This is a genomic window from Rhodococcus sp. HNM0569, from assembly GCF_012726205.1.
Classification (GTDB): Bacteria; Actinomycetota; Actinomycetes; order Mycobacteriales; family Mycobacteriaceae; genus Rhodococcus_F.
The window spans coordinates 167,593-190,387 of record NZ_JAASAE010000005.1 but is presented as its reverse complement, the minus strand read 5'-3'; the positions used below and the strand labels follow the sequence as shown (position 1 = coordinate 190,387).

28 protein-coding genes are annotated in these 22,795 nt (G+C 70.9%); 3 read left to right on the top strand and 25 right to left on the bottom strand.

Going from position 1 to position 22,795, the window contains the following annotated elements:
* Positions 1-3: 3 nt before the first annotated feature.
* The 6 genes from trpA to HCA44_RS09355 all read right to left on the bottom strand — a co-directional run bounded on the left by trpA (position 4) and on the right by HCA44_RS09355 (position 6,299).
* A complete protein-coding gene (gene trpA, locus HCA44_RS09380; RefSeq protein ID WP_169648283.1) occupies positions 4-801 on the bottom strand; it encodes a tryptophan synthase subunit alpha in 798 nt (265 codons plus the stop codon).
* A complete protein-coding gene (gene trpB, locus HCA44_RS09375; protein ID WP_206037956.1) occupies positions 798-2,078 on the bottom strand; it encodes a tryptophan synthase subunit beta in 1,281 nt (426 codons plus the stop codon). Before trpB ends, trpA begins: the two co-directional genes overlap by 4 nt.
* Positions 2,079-2,232: 154 nt before the next feature.
* On the bottom strand, positions 2,233-3,042 hold the full coding sequence (gene trpC, locus HCA44_RS09370) for an indole-3-glycerol phosphate synthase TrpC (protein WP_169648281.1): 810 nt from the start codon (positions 3,040-3,042) through the stop codon (positions 2,233-2,235).
* An 87-nt stretch (positions 3,043-3,129) separates the two neighbouring features.
* On the bottom strand, positions 3,130-3,879 hold the full coding sequence (locus tag HCA44_RS09365) for a TIGR02234 family membrane protein (protein ID WP_169648280.1): 750 nt from the start codon (positions 3,877-3,879) through the stop codon (positions 3,130-3,132).
* Entirely contained in the window at positions 3,872-5,437 is a 1,566-nt protein-coding gene (locus tag HCA44_RS09360; protein ID WP_169648279.1) for an anthranilate synthase component I, read from the bottom strand. The genes HCA44_RS09365 and HCA44_RS09360 overlap by 8 nt, the downstream gene beginning before the upstream one ends.
* Positions 5,438-5,504: 67 nt before the next feature.
* On the bottom strand, positions 5,505-6,299 hold the full coding sequence (locus HCA44_RS09355) for a class III extradiol ring-cleavage dioxygenase (RefSeq protein WP_169648278.1): 795 nt from the start codon (positions 6,297-6,299) through the stop codon (positions 5,505-5,507).
* A 133-nt stretch (positions 6,300-6,432) separates the two neighbouring features.
* Between HCA44_RS09355 and HCA44_RS09350 the strand changes: the two genes are divergently transcribed.
* On the top strand, positions 6,433-6,930 hold the full coding sequence (locus HCA44_RS09350) for a MarR family transcriptional regulator (RefSeq protein WP_169648277.1): 498 nt from the start codon (positions 6,433-6,435) through the stop codon (positions 6,928-6,930).
* A gap of 95 nt (positions 6,931-7,025) precedes the next feature.
* Here the strand turns inward: HCA44_RS09350 and HCA44_RS09345 are convergent, their stop codons facing one another.
* The 13 genes from HCA44_RS09345 to HCA44_RS09285 form a co-directional block, all read right to left on the bottom strand.
* On the bottom strand, positions 7,026-7,205 hold the full coding sequence (locus HCA44_RS09345) for a 4-oxalocrotonate tautomerase family protein (protein ID WP_169648276.1): 180 nt from the start codon (positions 7,203-7,205) through the stop codon (positions 7,026-7,028).
* Positions 7,206-7,259: 54 nt separating this feature from the next.
* Positions 7,260-7,607 (bottom strand): phosphoribosyl-AMP cyclohydrolase, encoded by a 348-nt coding sequence (gene hisI / locus HCA44_RS09340; protein WP_169648275.1) that lies wholly within the window; start codon positions 7,605-7,607, stop codon positions 7,260-7,262.
* On the bottom strand, positions 7,604-8,377 hold the full coding sequence (gene hisF / locus HCA44_RS09335; protein ID WP_169648274.1) for an imidazole glycerol phosphate synthase subunit HisF: 774 nt from the start codon (positions 8,375-8,377) through the stop codon (positions 7,604-7,606). Before hisF ends, hisI begins: the two co-directional genes overlap by 4 nt.
* Positions 8,378-8,439: 62 nt before the next feature.
* Complete coding sequence (locus tag HCA44_RS09330) at positions 8,440-9,261, bottom strand: inositol monophosphatase family protein (protein WP_169648273.1); 822 nt, start codon at positions 9,259-9,261, stop codon at positions 8,440-8,442.
* 5 nt (positions 9,262-9,266) lie between these two features.
* Complete coding sequence (gene priA / locus HCA44_RS09325; protein ID WP_169648272.1) at positions 9,267-9,995, bottom strand: bifunctional 1-(5-phosphoribosyl)-5-((5-phosphoribosylamino)methylideneamino)imidazole-4-carboxamide isomerase/phosphoribosylanthranilate isomerase PriA; 729 nt, start codon at positions 9,993-9,995, stop codon at positions 9,267-9,269.
* A gap of 18 nt (positions 9,996-10,013) precedes the next feature.
* Complete coding sequence (locus HCA44_RS09320; protein ID WP_169648271.1) at positions 10,014-10,223, bottom strand: hypothetical protein; 210 nt, start codon at positions 10,221-10,223, stop codon at positions 10,014-10,016.
* The gene (gene hisH / locus HCA44_RS09315) at positions 10,220-10,849 is read right to left on the bottom strand and encodes an imidazole glycerol phosphate synthase subunit HisH (protein ID WP_169648270.1); all 630 of its coding nucleotides are present in this window, start codon (positions 10,847-10,849) and stop codon (positions 10,220-10,222) included. The genes HCA44_RS09320 and hisH overlap by 4 nt, the downstream gene beginning before the upstream one ends.
* Positions 10,846-12,057, bottom strand: coding sequence for an MFS transporter (locus tag HCA44_RS09310; protein ID WP_169648269.1), 1,212 nt, complete (start codon positions 12,055-12,057; stop codon positions 10,846-10,848). Before HCA44_RS09310 ends, hisH begins: the two co-directional genes overlap by 4 nt.
* Entirely contained in the window at positions 12,057-12,212 is a 156-nt protein-coding gene (locus tag HCA44_RS09305) for a hypothetical protein (protein WP_169648268.1), read from the bottom strand. The genes HCA44_RS09310 and HCA44_RS09305 overlap by 1 nt, the downstream gene beginning before the upstream one ends.
* Positions 12,213-12,243: 31 nt before the next feature.
* Complete coding sequence (gene hisB, locus HCA44_RS09300) at positions 12,244-12,858, bottom strand: imidazoleglycerol-phosphate dehydratase HisB (RefSeq protein WP_169648267.1); 615 nt, start codon at positions 12,856-12,858, stop codon at positions 12,244-12,246.
* A complete protein-coding gene (locus HCA44_RS09295; RefSeq protein WP_169648266.1) occupies positions 12,855-14,012 on the bottom strand; it encodes a histidinol-phosphate transaminase in 1,158 nt (385 codons plus the stop codon). The genes hisB and HCA44_RS09295 overlap by 4 nt, the downstream gene beginning before the upstream one ends.
* Positions 14,009-15,352, bottom strand: coding sequence for a histidinol dehydrogenase (gene hisD, locus HCA44_RS09290; protein ID WP_169648265.1), 1,344 nt, complete (start codon positions 15,350-15,352; stop codon positions 14,009-14,011). The genes HCA44_RS09295 and hisD overlap by 4 nt, the downstream gene beginning before the upstream one ends.
* Positions 15,353-15,488: 136 nt before the next feature.
* Positions 15,489-15,968 carry a GNAT family N-acetyltransferase gene (locus HCA44_RS09285; RefSeq protein WP_169648375.1) on the bottom strand — a complete coding sequence of 160 codons (480 nt, stop codon included), beginning with the start codon at positions 15,966-15,968 and terminating at the stop codon, positions 15,489-15,491.
* A 362-nt stretch (positions 15,969-16,330) separates the two neighbouring features.
* On the opposite strand from HCA44_RS09285, the gene HCA44_RS09280 reads away from it, so the two are divergent.
* Complete coding sequence (locus HCA44_RS09280; RefSeq protein ID WP_169648264.1) at positions 16,331-16,474, top strand: hypothetical protein; 144 nt, start codon at positions 16,331-16,333, stop codon at positions 16,472-16,474.
* 37 nt (positions 16,475-16,511) lie between these two features.
* Here HCA44_RS09280 and nadC read toward each other — a convergent pair whose 3' ends face one another.
* Genes nadC through nadA form a run of 3 tightly spaced genes read right to left on the bottom strand, consistent with a single transcriptional unit; the run spans position 16,512 to position 20,028 of the window.
* On the bottom strand, positions 16,512-17,390 hold the full coding sequence (gene nadC, locus HCA44_RS09275) for a carboxylating nicotinate-nucleotide diphosphorylase (protein WP_169648263.1): 879 nt from the start codon (positions 17,388-17,390) through the stop codon (positions 16,512-16,514).
* Entirely contained in the window at positions 17,390-18,988 is a 1,599-nt protein-coding gene (locus tag HCA44_RS09270; RefSeq protein ID WP_169648262.1) for an L-aspartate oxidase, read from the bottom strand. The genes nadC and HCA44_RS09270 overlap by 1 nt, the downstream gene beginning before the upstream one ends.
* Positions 18,985-20,028, bottom strand: coding sequence for a quinolinate synthase NadA (gene nadA / locus HCA44_RS09265; RefSeq protein WP_169648261.1), 1,044 nt, complete (start codon positions 20,026-20,028; stop codon positions 18,985-18,987). Before nadA ends, HCA44_RS09270 begins: the two co-directional genes overlap by 4 nt.
* A gap of 105 nt (positions 20,029-20,133) precedes the next feature.
* On the opposite strand from nadA, the gene HCA44_RS09260 reads away from it, so the two are divergent.
* The gene (locus tag HCA44_RS09260) at positions 20,134-20,862 is read left to right on the top strand and encodes an NUDIX domain-containing protein (RefSeq protein ID WP_169648260.1); all 729 of its coding nucleotides are present in this window, start codon (positions 20,134-20,136) and stop codon (positions 20,860-20,862) included.
* On the opposite strand, the gene HCA44_RS09255 is transcribed toward HCA44_RS09260, so the two are convergent.
* Genes HCA44_RS09255 through bioB form a run of 3 tightly spaced genes read right to left on the bottom strand, consistent with a single transcriptional unit; the run spans position 20,845 to position 22,711 of the window.
* Entirely contained in the window at positions 20,845-21,420 is a 576-nt protein-coding gene (locus HCA44_RS09255; protein WP_169648259.1) for a DUF2567 domain-containing protein, read from the bottom strand. The two genes, HCA44_RS09260 and HCA44_RS09255, sit on opposite strands and share 18 nt — an antisense overlap.
* A gap of 11 nt (positions 21,421-21,431) precedes the next feature.
* A complete protein-coding gene (locus tag HCA44_RS09250; protein ID WP_169648374.1) occupies positions 21,432-21,626 on the bottom strand; it encodes a hypothetical protein in 195 nt (64 codons plus the stop codon).
* A 59-nt stretch (positions 21,627-21,685) separates the two neighbouring features.
* Positions 21,686-22,711: a biotin synthase BioB gene (gene bioB, locus HCA44_RS09245; RefSeq protein ID WP_169648258.1), complete on the bottom strand. Its 1,026-nt coding sequence runs from the start codon at positions 22,709-22,711 to the stop codon at positions 21,686-21,688.
* Positions 22,712-22,795: the final 84 nt, after the last annotated feature.

Sequence of the window (22,795 nt, the reverse complement as noted above, 5' to 3'; positions counted from 1 at the left end):
GTGTCACGACGCCACGGTAGCCGACCGGACACCGTCGGCGAGCTCGGCGGTGAGCCTGCGCACCTCGTCGAGACCTTCGCCTGCCGCCGACACGAGCGCCGAGCCCACGATGACGGCGTCCGCGTACGCAGCGATTTCGGCGGCCTGCGCGCCCGACCGGACACCGAGGCCGACGCCGATCGGGATGTCCGAATGGGCGCGGATGCGCGCGGCGAGTTGGGGCGCGACCGAGTCGACGGCGTCCCGTGCGCCGGTGACGCCCATGGTGGACGCGGCGTAGATGAAGCCGCTGCTCGCCTCGAGCGTCATCGCGAGCCGTTCCTCGGTCGACGACGGCGCGACGAGGAAGATGCGATCGAGCTCGTGTTCCTCGGACGCGGTGATCCACTCCCCCGCTTCCTCGGGGATGAGATTCGGCGTGATCATGCCGAGTCCGCCCGCGTTCGCGAGATCGCGCGCGAATGCATCGACGCCGTACTGCAGGACGGGATTCCAATAGGTCATCACGACGGGGCTGCCACCTGCCGCGGAGATCGCCTCGACCACCGGGAACAGGTCTCGGACACGGACACCGTTGGTGAGCGCGGTCTCGGCGGCCGCCTGGATCGTGGGACCGTCCATCACGGGGTCGGAGTACGCGACGCCGACCTCGACGATGTCGCACCCGGAGTCGACCATCGCCTTGAACACGTCGATCGAGTCGGGAACGGTCGGGAAACCGGCGGGCAGGTAGCCGACGAGCGCGGCGCGGCGCTCGGCCTTGCACCGGTCGAATACGGGCTGCAGGCGCGAAGTACTCACTGGTGCGGATCCTTCTGGTCGGAGTTCGGAAGCGTCTCGGCGGCGGGTGCGTCGTCGAACAGTCCGAACCACGTGGCGGCGGTGTCCATGTCCTTGTCGCCGCGGCCGGACAGGCTCACGACGATGATCGCGCCTTCGCCGAGTTCGCGGCCCAGCCGCAGCGAACCGGCGACGGCGTGTGCGGATTCGACGGCGGGGATGATCCCTTCGCGCCGCGACAGCAGTCGCAGCGCGTCCATCGCGTCGGCGTCGTCGACCGGTTCGTAGGTTGCGCGGCCGGTCTCGCGCAGCAGCGCGTGCTCGGGGCCGACTCCCGGGTAGTCGAGGCCCGCCGAGATCGAGTGCGACTCGATGGTCTGCCCGTCCTCGTCCTGCAGCAGATACGAGTACGCGCCCTGGAAGGCGCCAGGGGTGCCTGCCGTGAACGTCGCGGCGGTGCGGCCGGTGCCGACGCCGTCGCCGCCCGCCTCGTAGCCGACGAGCCGCACCGACGGATCGTCGAGGAACGCGTGGAAGATGCCGATGGCGTTCGAACCGCCGCCGACGCACGCCGTGACCGCGTCGGGCAGGCGGCCGGTCACCGCCTTGATCTGTTCGCGGGCTTCGAGCCCGACGACGCGTTGGAAGTCGCGGACGAGCATCGGGAACGGATGCGGGCCTGCTGCCGTGCCGAATGCGTAGTAGGTGTCGTGCGCATTGGTGACCCAGTCGCGCAGCGCCTCGTTGATCGCGTCCTTGAGGGTGCGCGAACCCGATTCGACGGACACGACCTCGGCGCCGAGCAACCGCATGCGCGCGACGTTGAGCGCCTGACGTTCGGTGTCGACCGCGCCCATGTAGATCACACAGTCCAGCCCCAGCAATGCGCACGCCGTCGCGGTGGCGACACCGTGCTGCCCCGCGCCGGTCTCGGCGATGATGCGCTGCTTGCCCATCCGCTTCGCCAGCAGCGCCTGGCCGAGCACGTTGTTGATCTTGTGCGAGCCGGTGTGGTTGAGATCCTCGCGTTTGAGGAACAGTCGTGCGCCGCCCGCGTATTCGCTCATGCGGGTGGCTTCGAACAGCGGCGACGGACGGCCCGTGTAGTCGCGCTGCAGCCGGTCGAGTTCGTGCAGGAAGCTCTCGTCGGCGCGCGCCTTGCCGTACTCGGCGGTGACCTCCTCGATGACGGCCATCAGCGCTTCCGGAACGTGCCTGCCGCCGTAGACGCCGAAGTGCCCCGTCGCATCGGGGTCGTGCCCGGTGCGTTCGACGATGCCCGCGCTCGACGTCGGCAACGCGCCGCCCTTGAAGTTCGAGGCGCCCGAGTTCGGGGGGCTGGATACGGGGTTCGAATCGGCTGCAGTCACGCTTCCAGTCTGCCCCAACACGGTCGCGTCTCGCCGCGCGGGTCTGCGGCTCGACGGCCGCACGCGCAGGCCTTCGTGCGGGTCAGCGCGCAGGCTTGGGGCACGACGGATGTGCGCCCGCGTTGACCAGATCGGCGACGGCCTTGCGGGGGTCGCCGCTCGTGACGAGTCCCTCGCCGACGAGCACGGCGTCCGCACCGGCGCCGGCGTACGCGAGGAGGTCGGCCGTGCCCCGCACACCCGACTCGGCGATCTTGACGACCTCGGTCGGTAGCCCCGGCGCGATCTGGCCGAAGGTCTCCGGGTGGACCTCGAGTGTCTTGAGGTCGCGCGCGTTGACACCGATGACCTTGGCGCCCGCTTCGAGCGCGCGGTCCGCCTCCGCTTCGGTGTGCACCTCGACGAGCGCCGTCATGCCGAGCGACTCGGTGCGGTCGATGAGCGACGTGAGCGCCGACTGCTCGAGTGCCGCGACGATCAGCAGCACGACGTCGGCACCGTGGGCACGCGCCTCGTGGATCTGGTACGGGCCGACCACGAAGTCCTTGCGCAGGATCGGGATGTCGACGACCCTGCGGACGGCGTCGAGGTCGGCGAGCGAGCCCTGGAAGCGGCGCTGTTCGGTGAGCACGCTGATGACGCGCGCGCCACCGGCCTCGTACGCTGCGGCGAGGACCGCCGGGTCGGGGATGTCGGCGAGCGCACCCTTCGACGGGCTGGCTCGCTTGACCTCCGCGATGACCCCGATTCCCGAACCGAGCAACGCGGCCGTGGCGTCACGCGGAGCCGGCGCGGCGGCAGCCGCGGCCTTGACCGCGGCGAAGTCGGTGACAGCTTCACGAGCAGCGACGTCGGCACGCACGCCGTCGAGAATCGAGTCGAGAACAGTCATCTTCTGGCCCGAGTCCTTTCTGGACGGAAGTCCGATGTGAGAAAGCTCATCGAGACATTGACAGGGTATCGACCCGTCTGCCTTCGGTTACGACCGGGTGCCCGACTCCCCCGCCGAGCCACCGGATCCTGGATTGTCGTCCTGCTCGTCGGCCTCCGCGGCCCGCGCTTCCGGCGAGGCGGACGCCGTCGACGCGTCCGTCGTCGGATCCTCGCCCGCGTCGAGCGCATCCCACAGCATGCGCTGCGTCACGGGTTCGTCGCCACCGGCGCGCACCTGTTCGGTCGCGGCGTCCTTGCGCGCTGCGGGCGCCGCGTACTTCGACGACAGGCCGGATTTCGCGCGGGGCCGCAGCGCGAGTGCAACGGCGGCAGCCAGGGCCGCGACGGCGCCCACGATCGCCAGGACCGCGGGGCCGATGTGCACGACGGTGCCGGTCACCTCGGCGCGCGCAGGAAGCTCGGCGAGCGAGCCTGCGCGCTCGTCGGTGGTACCGGAGACGACGAGATCGATCGACGGTATCGCCGCCGCGACCGCGACCAGCGCGACGAGCAGCGCGACGACCTTGAGCGCCCACCCCCGCACCGCGAACGACGCGGCGACCGCGGCGAGCAGCGCGAGCGCGAGCGGAGTGAGCGCGGCGACCCACGTGCCTCCCTCGACGGCGGTCGCGCGTTCCTCACCCAGCCCGTCGGCCGAGGTGACGTCGACCCACGTCATGCGCGACGAACTCCACAGGCACAGCGCGGCGACTGCGAGCAGGACGACCGCGAGCGCCGCGCTCGGGCCCCGGCGCGCAGTCGGCTCGTCCGTGGCCGCACCGGACACGTCACTCATCGGTTGCCTCCTCGTCTGCCGCCACCTTTCCGGCTTCGCTGAGCGTCTCGGCTGCGGCGACCGCGCCGAGCACGGCCATCGCCTTGTTGCGCGACTCGGCGTCCTCGTATTCGGCCTGCGAATCGGCGACGACGCCGGCACCCGCCTGCACGTACGCGACACCGTTCTTGATCAGCGCGGTGCGGATCGCGATCGCGGTGTCCGCGTCGCCCGCGAAGTCGAGATAGCCGACCACGCCCCCGTACACGCCGCGTCGGGTGGGCTCGAGTTCTTCGATCAGCTGCATCGCGCGCACCTTCGGCGCGCCCGAGAGTGTGCCCGCCGGGAAGCACGCCGTGACGGCGTCGAGCGCGTGCTTGCCGTCCGCCAGATGCCCCGTGACGGTCGACACCAGGTGCATCACGTGGCTGTAGCGCTCGATGTGGCAGTAGTCGTGCACCTTGACCGTGCCGGGCTCGCACACGCGGCCGAGGTCGTTGCGGCCGAGGTCGACGAGCATCAGGTGCTCGGAATTCTCCTTCTCGTCGTTCAGGAGGTCCTTCTCGAGCACGATGTCCTCCTCCTCGCTCGCGCCGCGCCAGCGGGTGCCCGCGATCGGGTGCGTCGTCGCGACGCCGTCGTGGACGGTGACGAGAGCTTCGGGGCTCGAGCCGACGATCGAGAATGCGGTGCCGCCGTCTCCGTCGGGGACGTGCACGAGGTACATGTACGGGCTCGGGTTCGACGCACGCAGCATCCGGTACACGTCGCGCGGCGGGGCCGTGCACGGCATCTCGAAGCGCTGCGACAGTACGACCTGGAATGCCTCGCCCGCCTCGATCTCGCCGACGAGCCTGTGCACGTCTTCGCCGAAGTCCGCTTCGGTGCGCTGCCGGGTGAACTGCGGGGCGGGCCGCGCGTAACGCGACACCGTCGACGGGGTGGGCGCCGACAGCGCGGCCTCCATCGCGTCGAGCCGCGCGAGCGCGTCGTCGTAGGCCTCGTCGACCCGCTCGTCGGTGCCGTCCCAGTTGACGGCGTTCGCGATGAGCCAGATCGCGCCTTCGTGGTGATCGAGTGCCGCGAGGTCGGTGGCGAGCATCATCACCATCTCGGGCAGACCCAGATCGTCCTCGGTGTGCTCGCCGATGCGTTCGAGCCGACGCACCGCGTCGTAGCCGAGAAACCCGACCATGCCGCCGGTGAGCGGGGGAAGGCCGGCCAGACGCTCGGTGTGCAACAGTTCGAGAGTACGGCCGAGCGCTTCGATCGGGTCGCCGCCCGACGGTGCCCCGGCGGGCACATTGCCGAACCATGCGGCCTCGCCGTCGACGACGGTGAGCGCGGCGGCGCTCCCGGCACCGACGAACGACCAGCGCGACCACGAACTGCCGTTCTCCGCGGACTCGAACAGGAAGGTGCCGGGCCGGTCCGCCGCGAGCTTGGCGTACGCCGACAACGGAGTCTCGGCGTCGGCGAGCAGCTTGCGGGTGACGGGTACGACGCGATGCTCGGCCGCGAGATGGCGGAACTGTGCGCGTGAGGTCGTCGTGTCGGGAGCGGTGGGGTCGCCGTGCATACCCTCCAGTCTCCCAGGCGCGTCCGGGCGGCAGCGTCCCGGCGCCGTCACTCGCGCGGGAACCCATTCAGGCCACGGCGAACGAGCGCTTCGCGAGGCCCATCCAGAAGCCGTCGATCACCTGCTCGGGCGGCGCGGACGGGTCGGCCGCGGCACCGAGCGTCACGAACATCGGGGCGAAATGCTCGACGGTGGGGTGCGCGTACGGCATGCCCGGCGCGCGGCGGCGGAAGTCGGCGAGCGCGTCGACGTCGCCCGCGTCGAGTGCCTCCCGCGTCCAGTGGTCGAACTCACGCGACCACGTGGGCGCGGGCGCGTCGGGCGACGGATCGGTGAGGAAAGGCAGTCCGTGCGTGGTGAACCCCGAGCCGACGACGAGCACACCGTGCTCACGCAGTGCGCGCAGGCGCCTGCCCAGTTCGAGCAGCCGTTCGGGGTCGAGGGTCGGCAGCGACATCTGCAGCACGGGGATGTCGGCGTCCGGGTACATCACGCTGAGCGGCACGTAGGCACCGTGGTCGAGTCCGCGTTCGGGAAGTTGGACGACCGGCTCGTCGGCGGGCAGCAGCGCGGCGAGCATGCGGGCGAGTTCCGGCGCGCCCGGCGACGGGTACCGCGCGCGGTAGAAGCGTTCGGGGAAGCCGCCGAAGTCGTACACCAGCGGTGTCGCGTCGTGTGTCGACCCGATCGCGACGGGCGCCGATTCCCAGTGCGCCGACACCACGAGGATCGCGTCGGGGCGCGGCAGTGCGCGCGCCCACGCGCGGAGTTCGGCGACCCAGCGCGCGTCGTCGACCAACGGCGGTGCGCCGTGACTCAGATACAGCGCGGGCAAAGCGCTGCCCGGTGCGTCGGCGGTCATGGTTCTCCTACCTCCACTCGGCGAGTCGCCGGGAGGACGGGGCCCGCCGACGCGAAGACACAACTTGAAGCTTCAAGCTCTGGCCTCTCCCACTGTACGCGAGTGCCGACGCGCGCCCGCTAGGTTGGACGGCATGGAACCGGTGGACGGCACGGAACAGGTGAACTGGCTCGACGACGACGAGCAGCAGGCGTGGCAGACCCTCGTGGCCCTGTTGATGAGGCTGCCGTCGGCTCTCGACACCCAGACCCAGCGGGACGCGGACATGACGCATTTCGACTACTCGGTGCTCGCGCAGCTGTCCCTCGCACCCGAGAACCGCCTCCAGCTCGCGGTTCTCGCAAGCCAGGCCAATGCCTCGCTCTCGCGCCTGTCCCATGTCGTCACCAAGATGGAGAAGGCCGGATGGGTCGAGCGCGAAGCGGTGCCGGGCTCGCGGGCGTCGTACGCGGTGCTCACCGACTCGGGGCGCGCCCGCATCGCGGAAGCGGCCCCGTGTCACGTCGCGGCCGTGCGGGCACTGGTGTTCGACGGCCTGCGGCCCGCGCAGGTGCGGCAGCTCCACAAACTCGGCAGCGCGATGCTCACCCAACTGGACAAGGCCATCGCCTCGGGTGTCGGGAGGGCGTAGCGGGTGGGTGATGTGACGGTGCGGGCGTAGCGGGTGGGTGATGTGACGGTGCGGGCGTAGCGGGTGGGTGATGTGACGGTGCGGGCGTAGCGGATTCAGCCGAGGGGTGCCCCGCCGACGCCCCAGTTCTCGCGGGGCACGTCGGTGAGCGTGACCCAGACGCTCGACTCGTTCTTGCCGGTGGCCTCGGCGTATGCCTTGGTGACGGCCGCGATCACGTCGCGCTTCTGTTCGGTGGACAGGCCGGGTGTCTGGCTGATCTGGATGAGCGGCATGCGGCGATTGTGCCAGCAGCGCAGAGTGCCGGGGCCGTCAGCGCATCGGGATCGTCAGTCGGATGCGAGCAGGATGTCGGTGTCGAAGCACGTGTGGGTGCCGGTGTGGCACGCGGCGCCTTCCTGGTCGACGACGAGGAGGACGGTGTCGCCGTCGCAGTCGAGCCGCACCTCGTGCACGTGCTGCGTGTGCCCCGACGTCTCGCCCTTGACCCAGTATGCGCGGCGTGAGCGGGAGTAGTACGTGGCCTTGCGGGTGGCGAGGGTGCGGGCGAGCGCTTCGTCGTCCATCCACGCGACCATCAGGACGTCGCCGGTCGACTTCTCCTGTGCGACAGCGGCGATCAGGCCGGCGTCGTTGCGCTTGAGTCGCGCCGCGATAGCGGGTGCGAGGGTGGTCATCGAACGGTGATCCCTTCCGAGCGCATGGATGTCTTGACCTCGTCGATCGTCATGTCGCCGAAATGGAACACACTCGCGGCCAGGACCGCGTCGGCACCTGCCGCCACTGCGGGTGCGAAATGTTCGACGGCGCCGGCTCCACCGCTCGCGATGACCGGAACGTGCACTGCGCCGCGCGCGGCTTCGATCATCGCGAGATCGAATCCGGCTTTGGTGCCGTCGGCGTCCATCGAGTTGAGCAGGATCTCGCCGACGCCGAGTTCGGCGCCGCGTACGGCCCATTCGACGGCGTCGATGCCGGTGCCCCGCTTGCCGCCGTGGGTGGTGACCTCCCAGCCGGACGGCGTGGGGGCGGCGCCTTCGGGCACGGTGCGCGCATCGACCGACAGCACGATGCACTGCGATCCGAATCGCTCGCTGAGTTCGCGCAGCAGTTCGGGACGTGCGATTGCTGCGGTGTTGACGCTCACCTTGTCGGCGCCGGCGCGTAACAGCCTGTCGACGTCTTCGACGGTGCGCACGCCACCTCCGACGGTGAGCGGAATGAAGACCTGCTCGGCCGTGCGGCTCACGACGTCGAGCATCGTGCCGCGGTCGGATGTGGAGGCGGTGACGTCGAGGAAGGTGAGCTCGTCGGCGCCCTGCGCGTCGTAGGCGGCGGCGAGCTCGACGGGATCGCCCGCGTCGCGCAGGTTCTGGAAGTTGACGCCCTTGACGACGCGGCCCGCGTCGACGTCCAGGCAGGGAATGACGCGCACCGCGAGGGTCATCGTGCCACCGTCCTCACACATCTCGTCATTGCTTGTGACTGTCTCGTCTCGTGTCTGTCGCGTCACTGCGCGTCGCGGCGCTCGCGCTGCCGCACTCCGTCCAGGATATCGAGTATCTCCTGGTGTACTCCCGGCGCGGCGGCGAGCACCGAGTCGGAGGCGATCGTCCACGGCGCACCGGACAGGTCGGTGACGACGCCGCCGCTCGCGCGGACGAGCGCGACGCCGGGAGCGTTGTCCCACGCGTTGCGCCCGAACACGACGGCACCGCCGAGCACCCCCGCCGCGGTGAGGGCGAGGTCGAAGCCGGTCGAACCGTGCATCCGCACCCGCGACGACGCGCGCGTGAGCTCGGTGAACAGTTCGACGCGGAACGGGCCGGGAATGCGTCCGCGGCTGTCGGGGTTGAGTGGGCCGGTCGCGACGATCGCCGAGTCGAGACTGCGATGCGTCAGGGCCGGTAGGGGGTCGCCGTTGCGCAGCAGCGGTCCGCCTGCGGCCGCGGCGAAGCGCATGCCCAGCAGCGGTAGCCAGGTGAGGCCGAGGATCGGAACTCCGTCGTCGACGAGTGCGAGCAGGATGCCGCACGTGGGCAGGCCTGCCGAATAGTTGAGGGTGCCGTCGATGGGATCGACGACCCACGCGGTGCCCGAGCGCAGGTCCGGGCCACCGAATTCCTCGCCGTGCACGGCGATGCCGGTGCGTTCCTCGAGTTCTCGGGTCAACCGCCGTTCGAGTTCGAGGTCGACGTCGGTGGCGAAGTCGTCGGGCCCCTTCGGCACCGAGCCGGGCGCGCCGACTCCGTCGACGAATCTGTCGGCGACGCCGTCGAGGATCTGCCCCGCGACGGCGAGTAGATCGCGTGGATCTCGGTCGAGGGCCATCGGGTTCAGACCGCGGCCAGCGCCTCGGGCAGCGTGAATCGCCCGGCGTAGAGGGCTTTCCCGACGATCGCGCCCTCGACGCCGTGCTCGGTGAGCGCGGCGATGGCACGCAGATCGTCCAGCGCGGAGATGCCGCCGGACGCGACGACGGGAGCGTCGGTGGCGTCGCACACCTGGCGGAGGAGCTCGAGATTGGGCCCGGTGAGCGTGCCGTCCTTCGAGATGTCGGTGACGACATAGCGCGCGCACCCGTCGCGGTCGAGGCGGGCGAGCGTGTCGAACAAGTCACCTCCCTCGCTGACCCAGCCGCGACCGCGCAGGCGGTACGCTTCGCCGTCGCGACGCACGTCGAGGCCGACCGCGATGCGGTCGCCGTGCTTCGCGATGGCGCGGGCGCACCACTCGGGGTTCTCGATGGCGGCGGTGCCGATGTTGACGCGCGCGCATCCGGTGGCGAGAGCGGCGTCGAGGGACGCGTCGTCGCGGATACCGCCGGACAGTTCGACGGCGACGTCGAGTTCGCCGACGACGTCGGCCAGGAGTGCGTAGTTGGAGCCGCGGCCGAATGCGGCGTCGAGGTCGACGACGTGCACCCATTCGGCACCCGCCTCCTGCCACTGCAGGGCGGCGTCGCGGGGCGACCCGTAGGAGGTTTCGCTCCCGGCCTCGCCCTGGACGAGACGGACAGCTTCACCGTTGACGACATCGACCGCGGGCAACAGGACCAGGCTCACTGCGCCAACCCTAGTCGGTCAGGGGCGCGAACCCGGCCCCGGGTGCCTGCGGGATGTCTGCTCGCCGGGTGGCCCGTAGGCGCGCCGCGTGAGCCGCGTCGACACCACGCCCATGGCGGTGATCGAGAGCACCGCGCCGAGCGAGGACAGCGCGACGAGCGCGTAGGAGAGCGGGCGCCGGTCGTCGTCCGGCTGGGAGCCGGAATCGCGACGGTCGCCCGCACTCACAGGCTGCGAACCCAGTTGGACAACAGTTCCGCACCCGCATCGCCGGACTTCTCCGGGTGGAACTGGGTGGCCGACAGCGGGCCGTTCTCGACGGCCGCGAGGAACGGGCCGCCGTGGTCCGCCCAGGTGAGCAACGGCGGCGCGAAGTGGTCGGATTCGGGCATCTCCCACGTCTGCGCCGCGTACGAGTGCACGAAGTAGAAGCGGGTGCCCGGGTCGATGCCCTTGAACAGCACCGTGTCCTGGGGCGCGGTGACCGTGTTCCACCCCATGTGCGGAAGTACCTCGGCCTGCAGACGGTCGACCGTGCCGGGCCATTCGCCGCAGCCCTGCGCCTCGACCCCGAACTCGACGCCACGCTCGAAGAGGATCTGCATGCCCACGCAGATACCGAGAACCGGCCTGCCGCCCGCGAGGCGCTGGCCGATGATGCGATCGCCCTTGACCGCGCGCAGGCCCTCCATGCAGGCCGAGAACGCGCCGACGCCCGGAACCACGAGACCGTCGGCGCCGAGCGCGACGCGATGGTCCGACGTCACGGTGACGTCGGCGCCGGTGCGCGCGAGGGCCCTGGCGGCCGAGTGCAGGTTGCCCGATCCGTAGTCGAGCAGGGCGATGCTGGTCATGACTCCACTCTATCGACGCCGCGCAGGGCCGTCGCGTCGCGCCTCGCCCCGAGGGTGGCGAGTGCGACGACCGTCGGTGCCAGGGCCACGACGCACGCCGCGACGACGAGCATCCACGGGTAGCCGGCGACCGCGGCGACGACACCGAGGGAGAGCGACCCGAGACCGGTGCCCGCGTCGAACCCGATGTTCCACGCGGCGGATGCGGGCGCGGTGCGTCCGGGGCCGGCGAGCGCGAAGACCATGACGAGCGAGTCGTTCTGCACTGCACCGAAACCGAGGCCGAAGGCCACGGCCCCGAGGACGTACACGGCGGCGACCGGGTCGACCGCGACCGCGAGTGCGAGCAGCGCGAGACCGACGGTCGCGCACGCCGCAGCGGGTGCGACGACGCGGCCGGGCCCGAACCGATCCGACACCGTGCCCGCGGAGTACCGGCCGACGAGCATCGCACCGCTCACCACGGCGAGCAGCGCACCGGCGAGCGTCGCACGCTGCGACACCGCGATCGGCAGCAGGCTCGCGACCGCTCCGTACGCGACCGCCGCCGCCCCGAGAGCCGTCAGCGGATATGCGAGGGCAGCGAACGGCAGCCGCGCTCCCCCGCGTGGCCGGTGCCTCGGGTGCAGCGTCGGCAGCCGGGCGATCGCCGCGAGGGCGAGGACCGGGACGACCGCGCCGACGACGATGGCAGGCACCGCACCGAACCGGTGGTACAGCGCGAGACCTGCAGGCAGCCCGGCCATCTGCGTCGCGGCGATCGCGATGCCCTGCAGGCCACTCGCCCGGCCCAGCCGTTCGGGCGCGACGAGTTCGGCGACGAGCGCCGAGGACGCGACGGTGAGCAGCCCGAAGCCGACGCCGCGCACGGCCGACACCGCGAGGACGACGGGCGTGAGCGCCGACCACACGAGCACGAGCGACGGCAGCCCGAGTGCGATGCACCCCGCTGCGAGGACGACCCGGTGGCCGCAGCGGCGCAGCAGCGCGGGCGTGCCGAGCTGGGTCGCGACCGTCGCGGCCATGAACGTCGCGGTGACAGCGCCCGCAACGGCGTCCCCGCCGCCCGCGTCGGACACGGTGAGGGGTACGACGGGCAGCAGAAGTGCGAAGCCGCCGAACGCCGCGGCCGCCATCACCATCGCGGTGAGCAGTCCTGGCGTGCGGAGAAGCCCGGGGCCGCGCGCGACGCCGGCCACCGAGCGCATCAGCCGATCAGCCGCAGGATGCCCCCGGCCACGGCGAGCACCGCGATAGCGGCCAGGACGCCCGCGAAGATCTTGTTGACCTTGTACATCGAGTACGCGCCGCCCGCCGCGATGCCTGCGACGACGAACAACGCGTAGATCAGCAACGTGCTCACCGCGCGCCCCCGGTCACACGCTGCCCGCTGCTCACAGCGTCCCCTTCGTGGACGGCACGCCCGACACGCGCGGGTCGGGTTCGACGGCCTCACGCAGTGCGCGCGCGACGGCCTTGAACTCGGCCTCGGTGATGTGATGCTGATCGCGCCCGTACAGCACGCGCACGTGCAGTGCGATGCGCGCGTTGAGCGCGATCGACTCGAACACGTGCCGGTTGATGATCGTCGAGTACGGCACGCCCGGGTAGCCGCCGATGACGGCGCCGAGCATGTGCTCGGGCTCGCCGGTGTGCACGCAGTACGGGCGGCCGGACACGTCGACGGCCGCGTGCGCGAGTGTCTCGTCCATCGGGATGAAGGCGTCGCCGAACCGGCGGATGCCCTTCTTGTCTCCCAGGGCCTGCGCGAGAGCCTGCCCCAGCACGATCGAGGTGTCCTCGACGGTGTGGTGCGCTTCGATCTCGACGTCGCCCTTCGCGTGCACGGTGAGATCGAAGCTCGCGTGCGTGCCGAGCGCGGTGAGCATGTGGTCGAAGAACGGGACACCCGTCGAGATGTCGACCGTGCCGGAACCGTCGAGGTTCAGCTCGACCACGATGCTCGATTCCTTGGTGGTGCGTTCGATGCGCGCGGTGCGTGCGGTCATGACATGCCTTTCGCGTCGGTGGCGCCCGTCTCGGTGTCGGCCAGTTCGGTGCCCGCGAGTGCGTCGCTCGCGGCGATCAGCGCGTCGTTCTCGTCGGCGAGGCCGATCGTGGCCCGCAGGTGGCCGGGGATGCCCACGTCGCGGATCAGGACGCCTCGGTCGAGATACGCCTGCCAGGCGCGGGCGGAGTCGGCGAACTCGCCGAACAGGATGAAGTTCGCGTCACTCGGCACGACGTGGAATCCGCTGTCCTCGAGTGACTTCGACACGCGGACCCGTTCCTGCGCGAGCAGGTGCACACTCGCGAGGGTCTCGTCGGCGTGCCGCAGCGCCGCGCGCGCGGCAGCCTGGGTGACGACCGACAGGTGGTACGGGAGCCGCACGAGCAGCAGCGCCTCGACGACGGCCGGAGCCGCCGCGAGGTAACCGAGCCGGCCGCCCGCGAACGCGAACGCCTTGCTCATCGTGCGGCTCACGACGAGCGTCGCGGGGTACTCGTCGAGAAGCGTCATCGCGCTCGGTGCGCTCGAGAACTCGGCGTACGCCTCGTCGACGATCACGATGCCCGGCGCCGCGTCGAGGATCCGACGCAACTCCGCGATGCCGACGCTGTGCCCGGTGGGATTGTTCGGGCTCGTGACGAACACGACATCCGGACGCTGGGCGGTGATCGCGGCGACGGCGGCGTCGACGTCGAGCGCGAAGTCGGTTCCGCGCAGGACGGGCAGCCACGTGGTGTCCGTGCCGTCCGCGATGATCGGGTGCATCGAGTACGACGGCACGAAGCCCATCGCGCTGCGGCCCGGGCCCGCGAACGCCTGCAGAAGTTGCTGCAGGATCTCGTTCGACCCGTTGGCGGCCCACACGTTGTCGACCGTGACAGGCACGCCGGTCTGCCGCGCGAGGTAGGCGGCGAGCTCGGTGCGCAGGGCCACCGCATTGCGATCGGGATACCGGTGCAACTCGCGCGCGGCCTCACGCACCGCCTCGGCGACGTCGTCGACGAGCGCCTGCGTCGGCGGGTGCGGGTTCTCGTTGGTGTTGAGCTGCACCGGCACCGACAGCTGCGGCGCGCCGTAGGGCGACTTGCCGCGCAGGTTTCCGCGCAGCGGCAGGTCGTCGAGCGTCGCAGCGGCGCCGGGCACGGCGCTCACTGCGTGCCTCCCCGCAAGGATTCGAAGCGCAGGCGCACCGCTTCGCCGTGCGCGGGCAGGTCCTCGGCGTCGGCGAGTGCGATCACGTGCTGTGCCACGTCTTTGAGCGCCGTTTCCGAGTAGTCGACGACGTGGATGCCACGCAGGAAGGTCTGCACACTGAGCCCGGACGAGTGCCGGGCGCAGCCCGCGGTGGGCAGGACGTGGTTCGAGCCCGCGCAGTAGTCGCCGAGGCTGACCGGCGCCCACGGACCGACGAAGACGGCACCGGCGCTGGTGACTCCCTGCGCGACCGTGCTCGCGTCCTCGGTCTGGATCTCGAGGTGCTCGGCGGCGTAGGCGTTGACCACGCGCAGGCCGTCGGCGACCGTCGACACGAGCACGATGCCGGACTGGCTGCCCGACAGCGCCGTGGTGACACGTTCGCGGTGCTTGGTGAGCTCGAGCTGGGCGTCGAGGGCGGCGTCGACCGCGTCCGCGAGTTCGAGGGAATCGGTGACCAGCACACTCGCGGCCATGACGTCGTGCTCGGCCTGGCTGATCAGGTCGGCCGCGACGTGCACGGGGTCGGCGGTGCGGTCGGCGAGGATCGCGATCTCGGTGGGGCCTGCTTCGGCGTCGATGCCGACGAGACCGCGGCACAACCGTTTGGCCGCGGTGACGTAGATGTTGCCGGGGCCCGTGATCATGTCCACCGGGGCCAGTTCGGCGGCGCCACCCGTCGACGTGTCGGTGCCGCCGTAGGTGAGCAGTGCGACGGCCTGTGCGCCGCCGACGGCCCACACCTCGTCGACCCCGAGCAGCGCACACGCCGCGAGGATGGTGGGGTGCGGCAGACCACCGAACGCGGCTTGCGGCGGAGACGCGACGACGAGCGAACCGACACCCGCGGTCTGGGCGGGCACGACGTTCATCACGACCGACGACGGGTAGACGGCATTGCCACCCGGCACGTACAGGCCGACCCGCTCGACGGGCACCCACCGCTCGGTGACCGTGCCGCCCGGCACGACCTCGGTGACGGAGTCGATGCGCCGCTGGTCGGCGTGCACGAGGCGGGTGCGCTCGATCGCGACCTCGAGTGCGGTGCGCACCTCGGGGTCGAGCTCGGCGAGCGCGCGGTCCAGCGCGGCCCGCGGCACCCGCACCGTGTCGGGGCGCACGCCGTCGAACTGCTCGCTGTACTCGAGGGCAGCCTCGGCGCCACGCTCGCGGATGGCCTCGACCACGGGACGGACCCGATGCAGCACCGCGTCCACATCCACTCCACCTCGTGGCAGCGCGGCACGCAGTTCGGCCGTGGATGGGGTTCGACCGCGAAGGTCGGTGCGGGCAAGCATGGGCGTCCTCTCCCGATGTCCGTGTGACGGAGCTGGTAGGCGTAGGGCTGACAGGTGTAGCCGGACGGTCACGACCGGCGACGACACCGATTATCCAGGATAGGCGTACCGGCGACATGTGCGCCGCCACGGTCGCTCACGGCACGGGTCGGCCGCCGAACGTCTCGAGGGCGTCGCCGCTGAGACGGAATCCACTCCAGCCGTCCATCGGGACCGCCCCGAGTGCACGGTAGAAGTCGATCGACGGCGTGTTCCAGTCGAGCACTGACCAGTCGACGCGCGTGTAACCGCGCCCGACCGCGACCTGCGCGAGCGAATGCAGCAGCGCCTTGCCGTAGCCGGCCCCACGAAGCGCGGAGTCCACGAACAGATCTTCGAGGTAGATGCCGTGCCGCCCGGTCCACGTCGAGAAGTTCACGAACCACACCGCGATGCCCACGATGCCTTCGGGGCGCTCGACGACGTGCGCGAACACCGCGGGTGACGGCCCGAACAGCGCCGCCGTCAGGTCGGCCTCGGTGGCCTCCACGGCATCGGGTTCGCGTTCGTACTCGGCGAGGCCACGGATGCACGCGAGGATCCCCGGCTCGTCACCCGGCCGCGCGGCGCGAAGCACGGCGCCACCGGGCAGCGTGATCGTCGGCAACACGAACGGTGTTGCCGGCGGAAAACGATCGGATACAGGTGGTCGCGGCTCGCTCACGGATCCCGAGCCTAGTGCCGCCGACTCGCCCGCGGCACGCATCGGCACCCCACGGACGCGAACCCCCTGTGCGCGAAAAAGGCGTGCCGGGACTCGCGAAGTACGCACAGTGGGTGGCGCGCGTCGATGACGTTGCCGCACAGCGTGTTCGCGATCGAAAGCCACACACCACAGCCTCGACGGTGTTACCATCCCCGCACAGGATGCCGAGAAATGCAGCGCGATAAGCGCGTTCGCACCCGGCAGCTTCTGCAGACTCGGGAGAACCGACACGTATGAACGCACCGATCGACGACGCCGTGGTCTGGCCCGATCCGAGTCCGCTCGACACGTGGTGGCAGCAGGTGGTCGATTCCCGCGCGAAGACCGCCGAGCACGATCGCCCGGACGAGCGGGACGTCGAGCGTCGCGAAGCCTAGGCACCGTCCCCGCCCGGCGTCACGTGTCGAGCCGGCGTCACATGTCGAGGCCGAGGTCGAGCACGGTCACCGAGTGCGTCAGGGCACCCACCGCGAGGTAGTCGACGCCCGTGCGCGCGTAGTCCGCCGCGACGTCGAGGGTCAGACCGCCCGACGATTCGAGCTTCGTGTCCGGCGACATCTTGTCCCTGCGCTGCACCGCGATCTGCGTCTGCCACACCGGGAAGTTGTCGAGCAGCACGAGTTCGACGCCTTCGGCGAGCACGGAGTCCAGTTGCTCGAGCGTGTCGACCTCCACCTCGCACTGCAAGTCCGGCGCGGCAGCCCGCACGGCGCGCAGCGCCGCCACGATCGATCCGGCCGCCGCGACGTGATTGTCCTTCACGAGCGCGGCGTCGCCGAGACCCATCCGGTGGTTCACGCCGCCTCCGACGCGCACCGCGTACTTCTGCAGAGCCCGCAGGCCGGGCAGCGTCTTGCGGCTGTCGCGGATACGGCAGTGCGTACCCTGCACGGCGTCGACCCACTCCGTCGTCGCGGTGGCGATGCCCGACAGGTGGCACAGGATGTTGAGCAGCGTGCGCTCGGCAGTGAGCAGGCCACGCGTGGGAGCGTCGACGGTGAGGACGGCATCGCCGGGCGCGACGCGCGTGCCGTCCGCGACCCGCTGGACGATCTCGTAGCCGTTCGATCCGACGACCTCGTCGAGGACGAGCAATCCCACATCGAGGCCCGCGACGGTGCCCGGCGCGCGCGACACGACCGAGGCGCGGGTGCGCGCGTCGGCGGGCACGGTGGCCTCGGTCGTCACGTCCGGCCCGTAACGCAGGTCTTCGTCGAGTGCGACGTGCACGACGCCGAGAATCTCGTCGCGGCCCAGGCCGTCGGGCAGCACGCGGACGGTGGTGGCGGACATCAGTCGACTCCTGTCAGTCGGGGAACGGTCACGTCGAGTTCTCCGGACTCGCTGCGGCGCACGGTGATCGGCACACACAGTTCGTCGTCGCGGTCGGGATGGTCGGTGCGGGTGTGCGCGCCGCGGCTCTCGGTGCGGGCGGACGCGGCGCGTGCGAGCGCTTCCGCGGCCACGGTGAGCGCGGCGTCCTCGGCGATGCGCGCGCCGTCGACCGTGACGGTGTCGGCGGACGACAGCACCGCCACGAGTTCGTCGAGGCCGGACCCGTCCCGCAGTACCGATGCGTAGGCCGTCGTGAGCGCCTGCAGCACGGGGCGGGGCAGCACGCGCGCGGTCGCGAATGCGATCTCGTCGCCGCCCGGCACCGCGCGGCTGGCCGCGGCCGCGAACTCGGCGGCGGCGCGGCCTGCCCTCTCGCCCGTCACCAGACCCTCGAGGAGGCTGTTCGAGGCGAGCCGGTTGCCGCCGTGCAGACCGGTCCGCGCGAGTTCGCCGACCGCGTACAGGCCGGGCACGCAGGTGCGACCGTGCGCGTCGGTGACCACGCCGCCACACGCGTAATGCGCGGCCGGAGCGACGGGAATCGGGTCGCGCGCCGGATCGAGCCCCAGCTCGCGGCACGACGCCGTGACGGTGGGGAACCGTTCGCCGACCCGCTCGACGCCGGTCGCGTCGAGCAGCACATGGTCGACGCCGAGCGCATGCATGCGCGCCGTGACCGCCCGGGCGACGACGTCGCGCGGCGCGAGATCGCCGAGCGGGTGCACGCCTGCCGTGACCGATTCGCCGTGCATGTCGATCAGGACGGCGCCCTCGCCGCGTACCGCCTCGCTCACGAGCGGCCTGCGGCCGTCCACCGGCACCTCGGGCGAGTACAGCGCGGTGGGATGGAACTGCACGAATTCGAGGTCCGCGACGTCGGCGCCCGCGTCGAGCGCGAGCGCGATGCCGTCGGCCGTCGCGCCGGACGGGTTCGTGCTGCACGTGTAGAGCTGGCCGAGGCCACCGGTCGCGAGGACGACGGCGCGCGCGTGGAACACGAGCGTGTCGGTGCCGTCGGTCGCGAGGACGCCGTGCACGCCGTACGGTCCGGCAGGCACGCGCAGCACCGTGACGCCGGAACGGATGTCGAGGCCGGCCACCTGCGCGTCGGCGGTGAGGGTGCGTTGCACTTCGGCGCCGGTCGCGTCGCCGCCTGCATGCACGATGCGCCGCGCGTGGTGCCCGCCCTCCCTGGTGCGTGCGAGCGCGCCGTCCACGGCGCGATCGAAGCGTCCGCTGCGTGCGACGAGCGATTCCACGACATCGGCGCCGGACGACACGATCGAGCGTGCCGCGTCGACGTCGCACAACCCGGCGCCCGCGACCACCGTGTCCTCCACGTGCGCGTCGACGGAGTCTGCGCCGCCGGTGGCGACGTAGGCGATACCGCCCTGCGCGTAGCGCGTCGCGGTGTCGGCCGACTTGACGAGTACGACGACCCGCAGACCCGCCCGTGCCGCGACCCGCGCGGCGCTGAGCCCCGCGGCTCCCCCGCCGACCACGACGATATCGACGCGCTCGTCCCGCACGCCCGACGTGGTGGGGGACGTGGTCACTCCCCGCCGCCGGGGTTACCGATCTCGATCATGCGCTGTACCGACGCGCGAGCGCGCTCGGCGGTCGCGCGGTCGACGTGCACCTCGTCCTTGTTCTCGGTGAGGCACCGCAGCAGCGCGGCGGGCGTGATCATCTTCATGTAGGGGCACGACGCGCGGTCGTTGACGGCCTGGAAGTCGACGTCGGGTGCGGCCTTGCGCAACTGGTGCAGCATGCCGACCTCGGTCGCGACGAGAACCTCGCGCGCGCCGGTCGCGCGGGCCGCGTCGAGCATGCCGCCGGTGGAGAGGATCTTGACCCGATCGTCGGGCACGATGCCCTCTCCCGCGAGGTAGAGCGCGGACGTGGCGCAGCCGCATTCGGGGTGGACGAACAGCTCGGCGTCCGGGTGCGAGCGGGACTTCGCGGTGAGCTCGTCGCCGTTGATGCCCGCGTGCACGTGGCATTCGCCTGCCCAGATGTGCATGTTGCTGCGTCCGGTGACGCGCTTGACGTGCGCACCGAGGAACTGGTCGGGGAGGAACAGCACGTCGCGGTCCGGGTCGATCGAGGCGACCACGTCGACGGCATTGGACGACGTGCAGCAGATGTCGGTGAGCCCCTTCACCTCGGCGGTCGTGTTGACGTACGACACGACGAGGGCGTCCGGGAACTCGGCCTTCCACGCCCGCAGTTCGTCCGCGGTGATCGAGTCGGCGAGAGAACAGCCCGCACGCTCGTCGGGGATCAGGACGGTCTTGTCGGGGCTGAGGATCTTCGCGGTCTCGGCCATGAAGTGCACGCCGCAGAACACGATCGTGTCCTCGGGTGCTTCGGCCGCGATCCGCGAGAGCGCGAGCGAGTCGCCGACGTGGTCGGCGACGTCCTGGATCGCGGGCAACTGGTAGTTGTGCGCGAGCAGCGTCGCGCCGCGTTCGCGCGCGAGGCGCTTGATCTCGGCTGCCCATTCGGGGGTCGCCTCGACGCCCGTGTATCCGCCCGGGCCGTCGTGGACGCCCGCGAGGGCGGATCCGGTGTTGGTCCACAACGCACTCGTCATGGCACGCTCCTTCGATGCGGGCACGGTGCCCGGTTTTCCGTTGCGGTGTCGACCGACTGGGGTGCAGTTTCGACCGACGGGGGTTTTCGACTTACAATCGAAAACATGCCCGATAGTAACACTGCTCACGAAGTGCTCACCGTCGTGTTCCAGGTTCGCCACTTCGACGAACACGAACGCGCAGGTCGTCGCAGTGATGCGGGTCACTCGGCACCCGAACTCGCGGTGCTGCTGTGGCAACGTGCGCTCGATCCGCAACGCGGCGCGTGGTCGCTCCCCGGCGGCGCGCTCGGACCCACCGAAGACCTCACGACGTCGGCTCGGCGACAGCTCGCAGAGAAGGTCGACGTGCGCGAACTGCACCACCTCGAGCAGCTGTCCGTGTTCAGCGACCCCGTCCGTGTGCCCGGCACGCGCACGATCGCGTCGACCTATCTCGGTCTCGTGCCCGTCACGTCCGATCCGCGGATCCCCGACGACACCGCGTGGCACCCCGTCGCCGAGCTACCGGACATGGCGTTCGACCACCGCGTGATGATCGAGCACGCTCGAGCCCGCCTCGCGGCGAAACTCTCGTACACCAACATCGCGTTCGCCCTCGCACCCGACGGGTTCACGATGTCCGAGCTGCGCGACATCTACTGCGCCGCGCTCGGCTACCAGGTCGACACCACCAACCTCCAGCGCGTCCTGACCCGCCGCGGCGTGATCGGGTCGACCGGCGAGACGGCGCGCTCGGGCCCCGGTGGCGGACGACCGGCCGCGGTGCACCGGTTCATCGATCACGCGCTGCGCGTCACCGACGAGTTCGCCGCGCTACGCCCCCCGAACTGACGACTCCCCCGACGCGACGTCGTCGCCGGGACGGAGAGGCGCGTGCGGATCCTCGTCGACGGCACCGAGATCGTCTCGCGGATTGAGCAGCGCGAGCACCGCGAGGACGAGGCACGCCGCGAGCGGCTGGAACACCAGGACGAGGAGAGTCTCGACACTCGGTGCGACACTCACCATCTCGCCCGTCTCGGCCGTGCCCGCGCCCTGGTGGCGCAGCGACCCGACGAGGTCGCCGACGCTCGCGCTGAGCATCGCGCCGAGCACCGACGCCACGAACACGACGGCCACGAGTCGCACACCCCGCGCGCGGCGCAACCCCCACGCCGCCACCGCGGACACGACACCGACCGCGACGCCCGCACACGCCAGCATCGCCACCGCGTCGAAGCGGTGCAGGCTCTCACCGGTGAGCGCGACGCCGGACCCGTCGGCCACCACCACGACCTGTTCGGCGGGCGCGAGCAGACCCCACGCCACACCGACGACCGCCGACGCGATCAGGACGCCACCGAACAGCGCACGCATCCCGTGCTTGCCGAACTCGCGAAGACTCGTCACGGGATCCGACGCTACCGCCGCGAACCGTCCCGCGAGTCACGGACGCCGTGACGGGAGCAGCGCGCCCACCATCCGTCCGGTGCGATCTGCACGACCATGCGCCTGCCGCACCGTGCACAGAACCGCGGCGGCTCGAGCCCGAGTTCGACCGCCGCCGTGCGCGGCGACGCCGCCGCGAGCAGCGCGCCCGTGAACGGGTCGTACAGATCCGGCGCGGCCGTGTCGGGCGCCGCAGACGCCGTGGTCGCCCGGGATTCGGTGGGTGTCACAGCGTCGCGTTCAGCGCTTTGAGCGGCATCTGGAGGTCCACGAGCAGGTCGAGATCCTGTTCGGCGGGACGGCCGAGCGTCGTGAGGTAGTTGCCGACGATGACCGCGTTGATGCCACCGAGGATCCCCTGGCGCGCACCGAGATCGCCGAGGGTGATCTCCCGGCCGCCCGCGTAGCGCAGCATCGCGCGGGGCAGCGCGAGCCGGAACGCCCCGACCGCGGTGAGCGCTTCTGCGACGGGCAGGACCGGGAGATCGCCGAACGGGGTGCCGGGACGCGGATTGAGGAAGTTGAGCGGCACCTCGTCGGGCCCCAACGCCGCGAGATTCGCCGCGAACTCGGCGCGCTGGGCGAGCGTCTCGCCCATGCCGAGGATGCCGCCACAGCACACCTCCATGCCGGCGTCACGGACCATCGTGAGGGTCTCCCAGCGCTCCTCCCACGTGTGCGTCGTGACGACATTCGGAAAGAACGATCGCGAGGTCTCGAGGTTGTGGTTGTAGCGGTGGACGCCCATCTCGGCGAGCCGCTCCACCTGATCCCCGGTGAGCATCCCGAGCGAGCACGCCACCTGGATGTCGACCTCGTTCCGGATCGCCTCGATGCCGGCGGCGACCTGCGCGAGCAGCCGGTCGTCGGGGCCACGGACGGCTGCGACGATGCAGAACTCCGTCGCGCCGGTCTTGGCCGTCTGCTTCGCGGCTTCGACGAGGCTCGGGATGTCGAGCCACGCCGAACGGACAGGCGACTCGAACAGCCCGGACTGCGAACAGAAATGGCAGTCCTCGGGGCACCCGCCGGTCTTGAGGCTGATGATCCCCTCGACCTCGATCTCCGGGCCACACCACGCGAGGCGCACCTCGTGCGCGAGCTGGAGCAACTCGTCGAGGCGATCCTCCGGCAGTGCGAGCACCGCGAGCACCTGTTCCTCGGTGAGGCCGACGCCGTGCTCGAGCACCTGCGTGCGGGCGATGTCGAGGATGTCGCGCGAGTCGCTCGCGCCTGCCGTCGTTTCCGTCACACCGTCTCCTGACTGTCGCCCACCACGGGTGAGCGTCGACTTGAACACCGTTCAATTGAACGGCGTTCAATGTAGGAAGTCGGT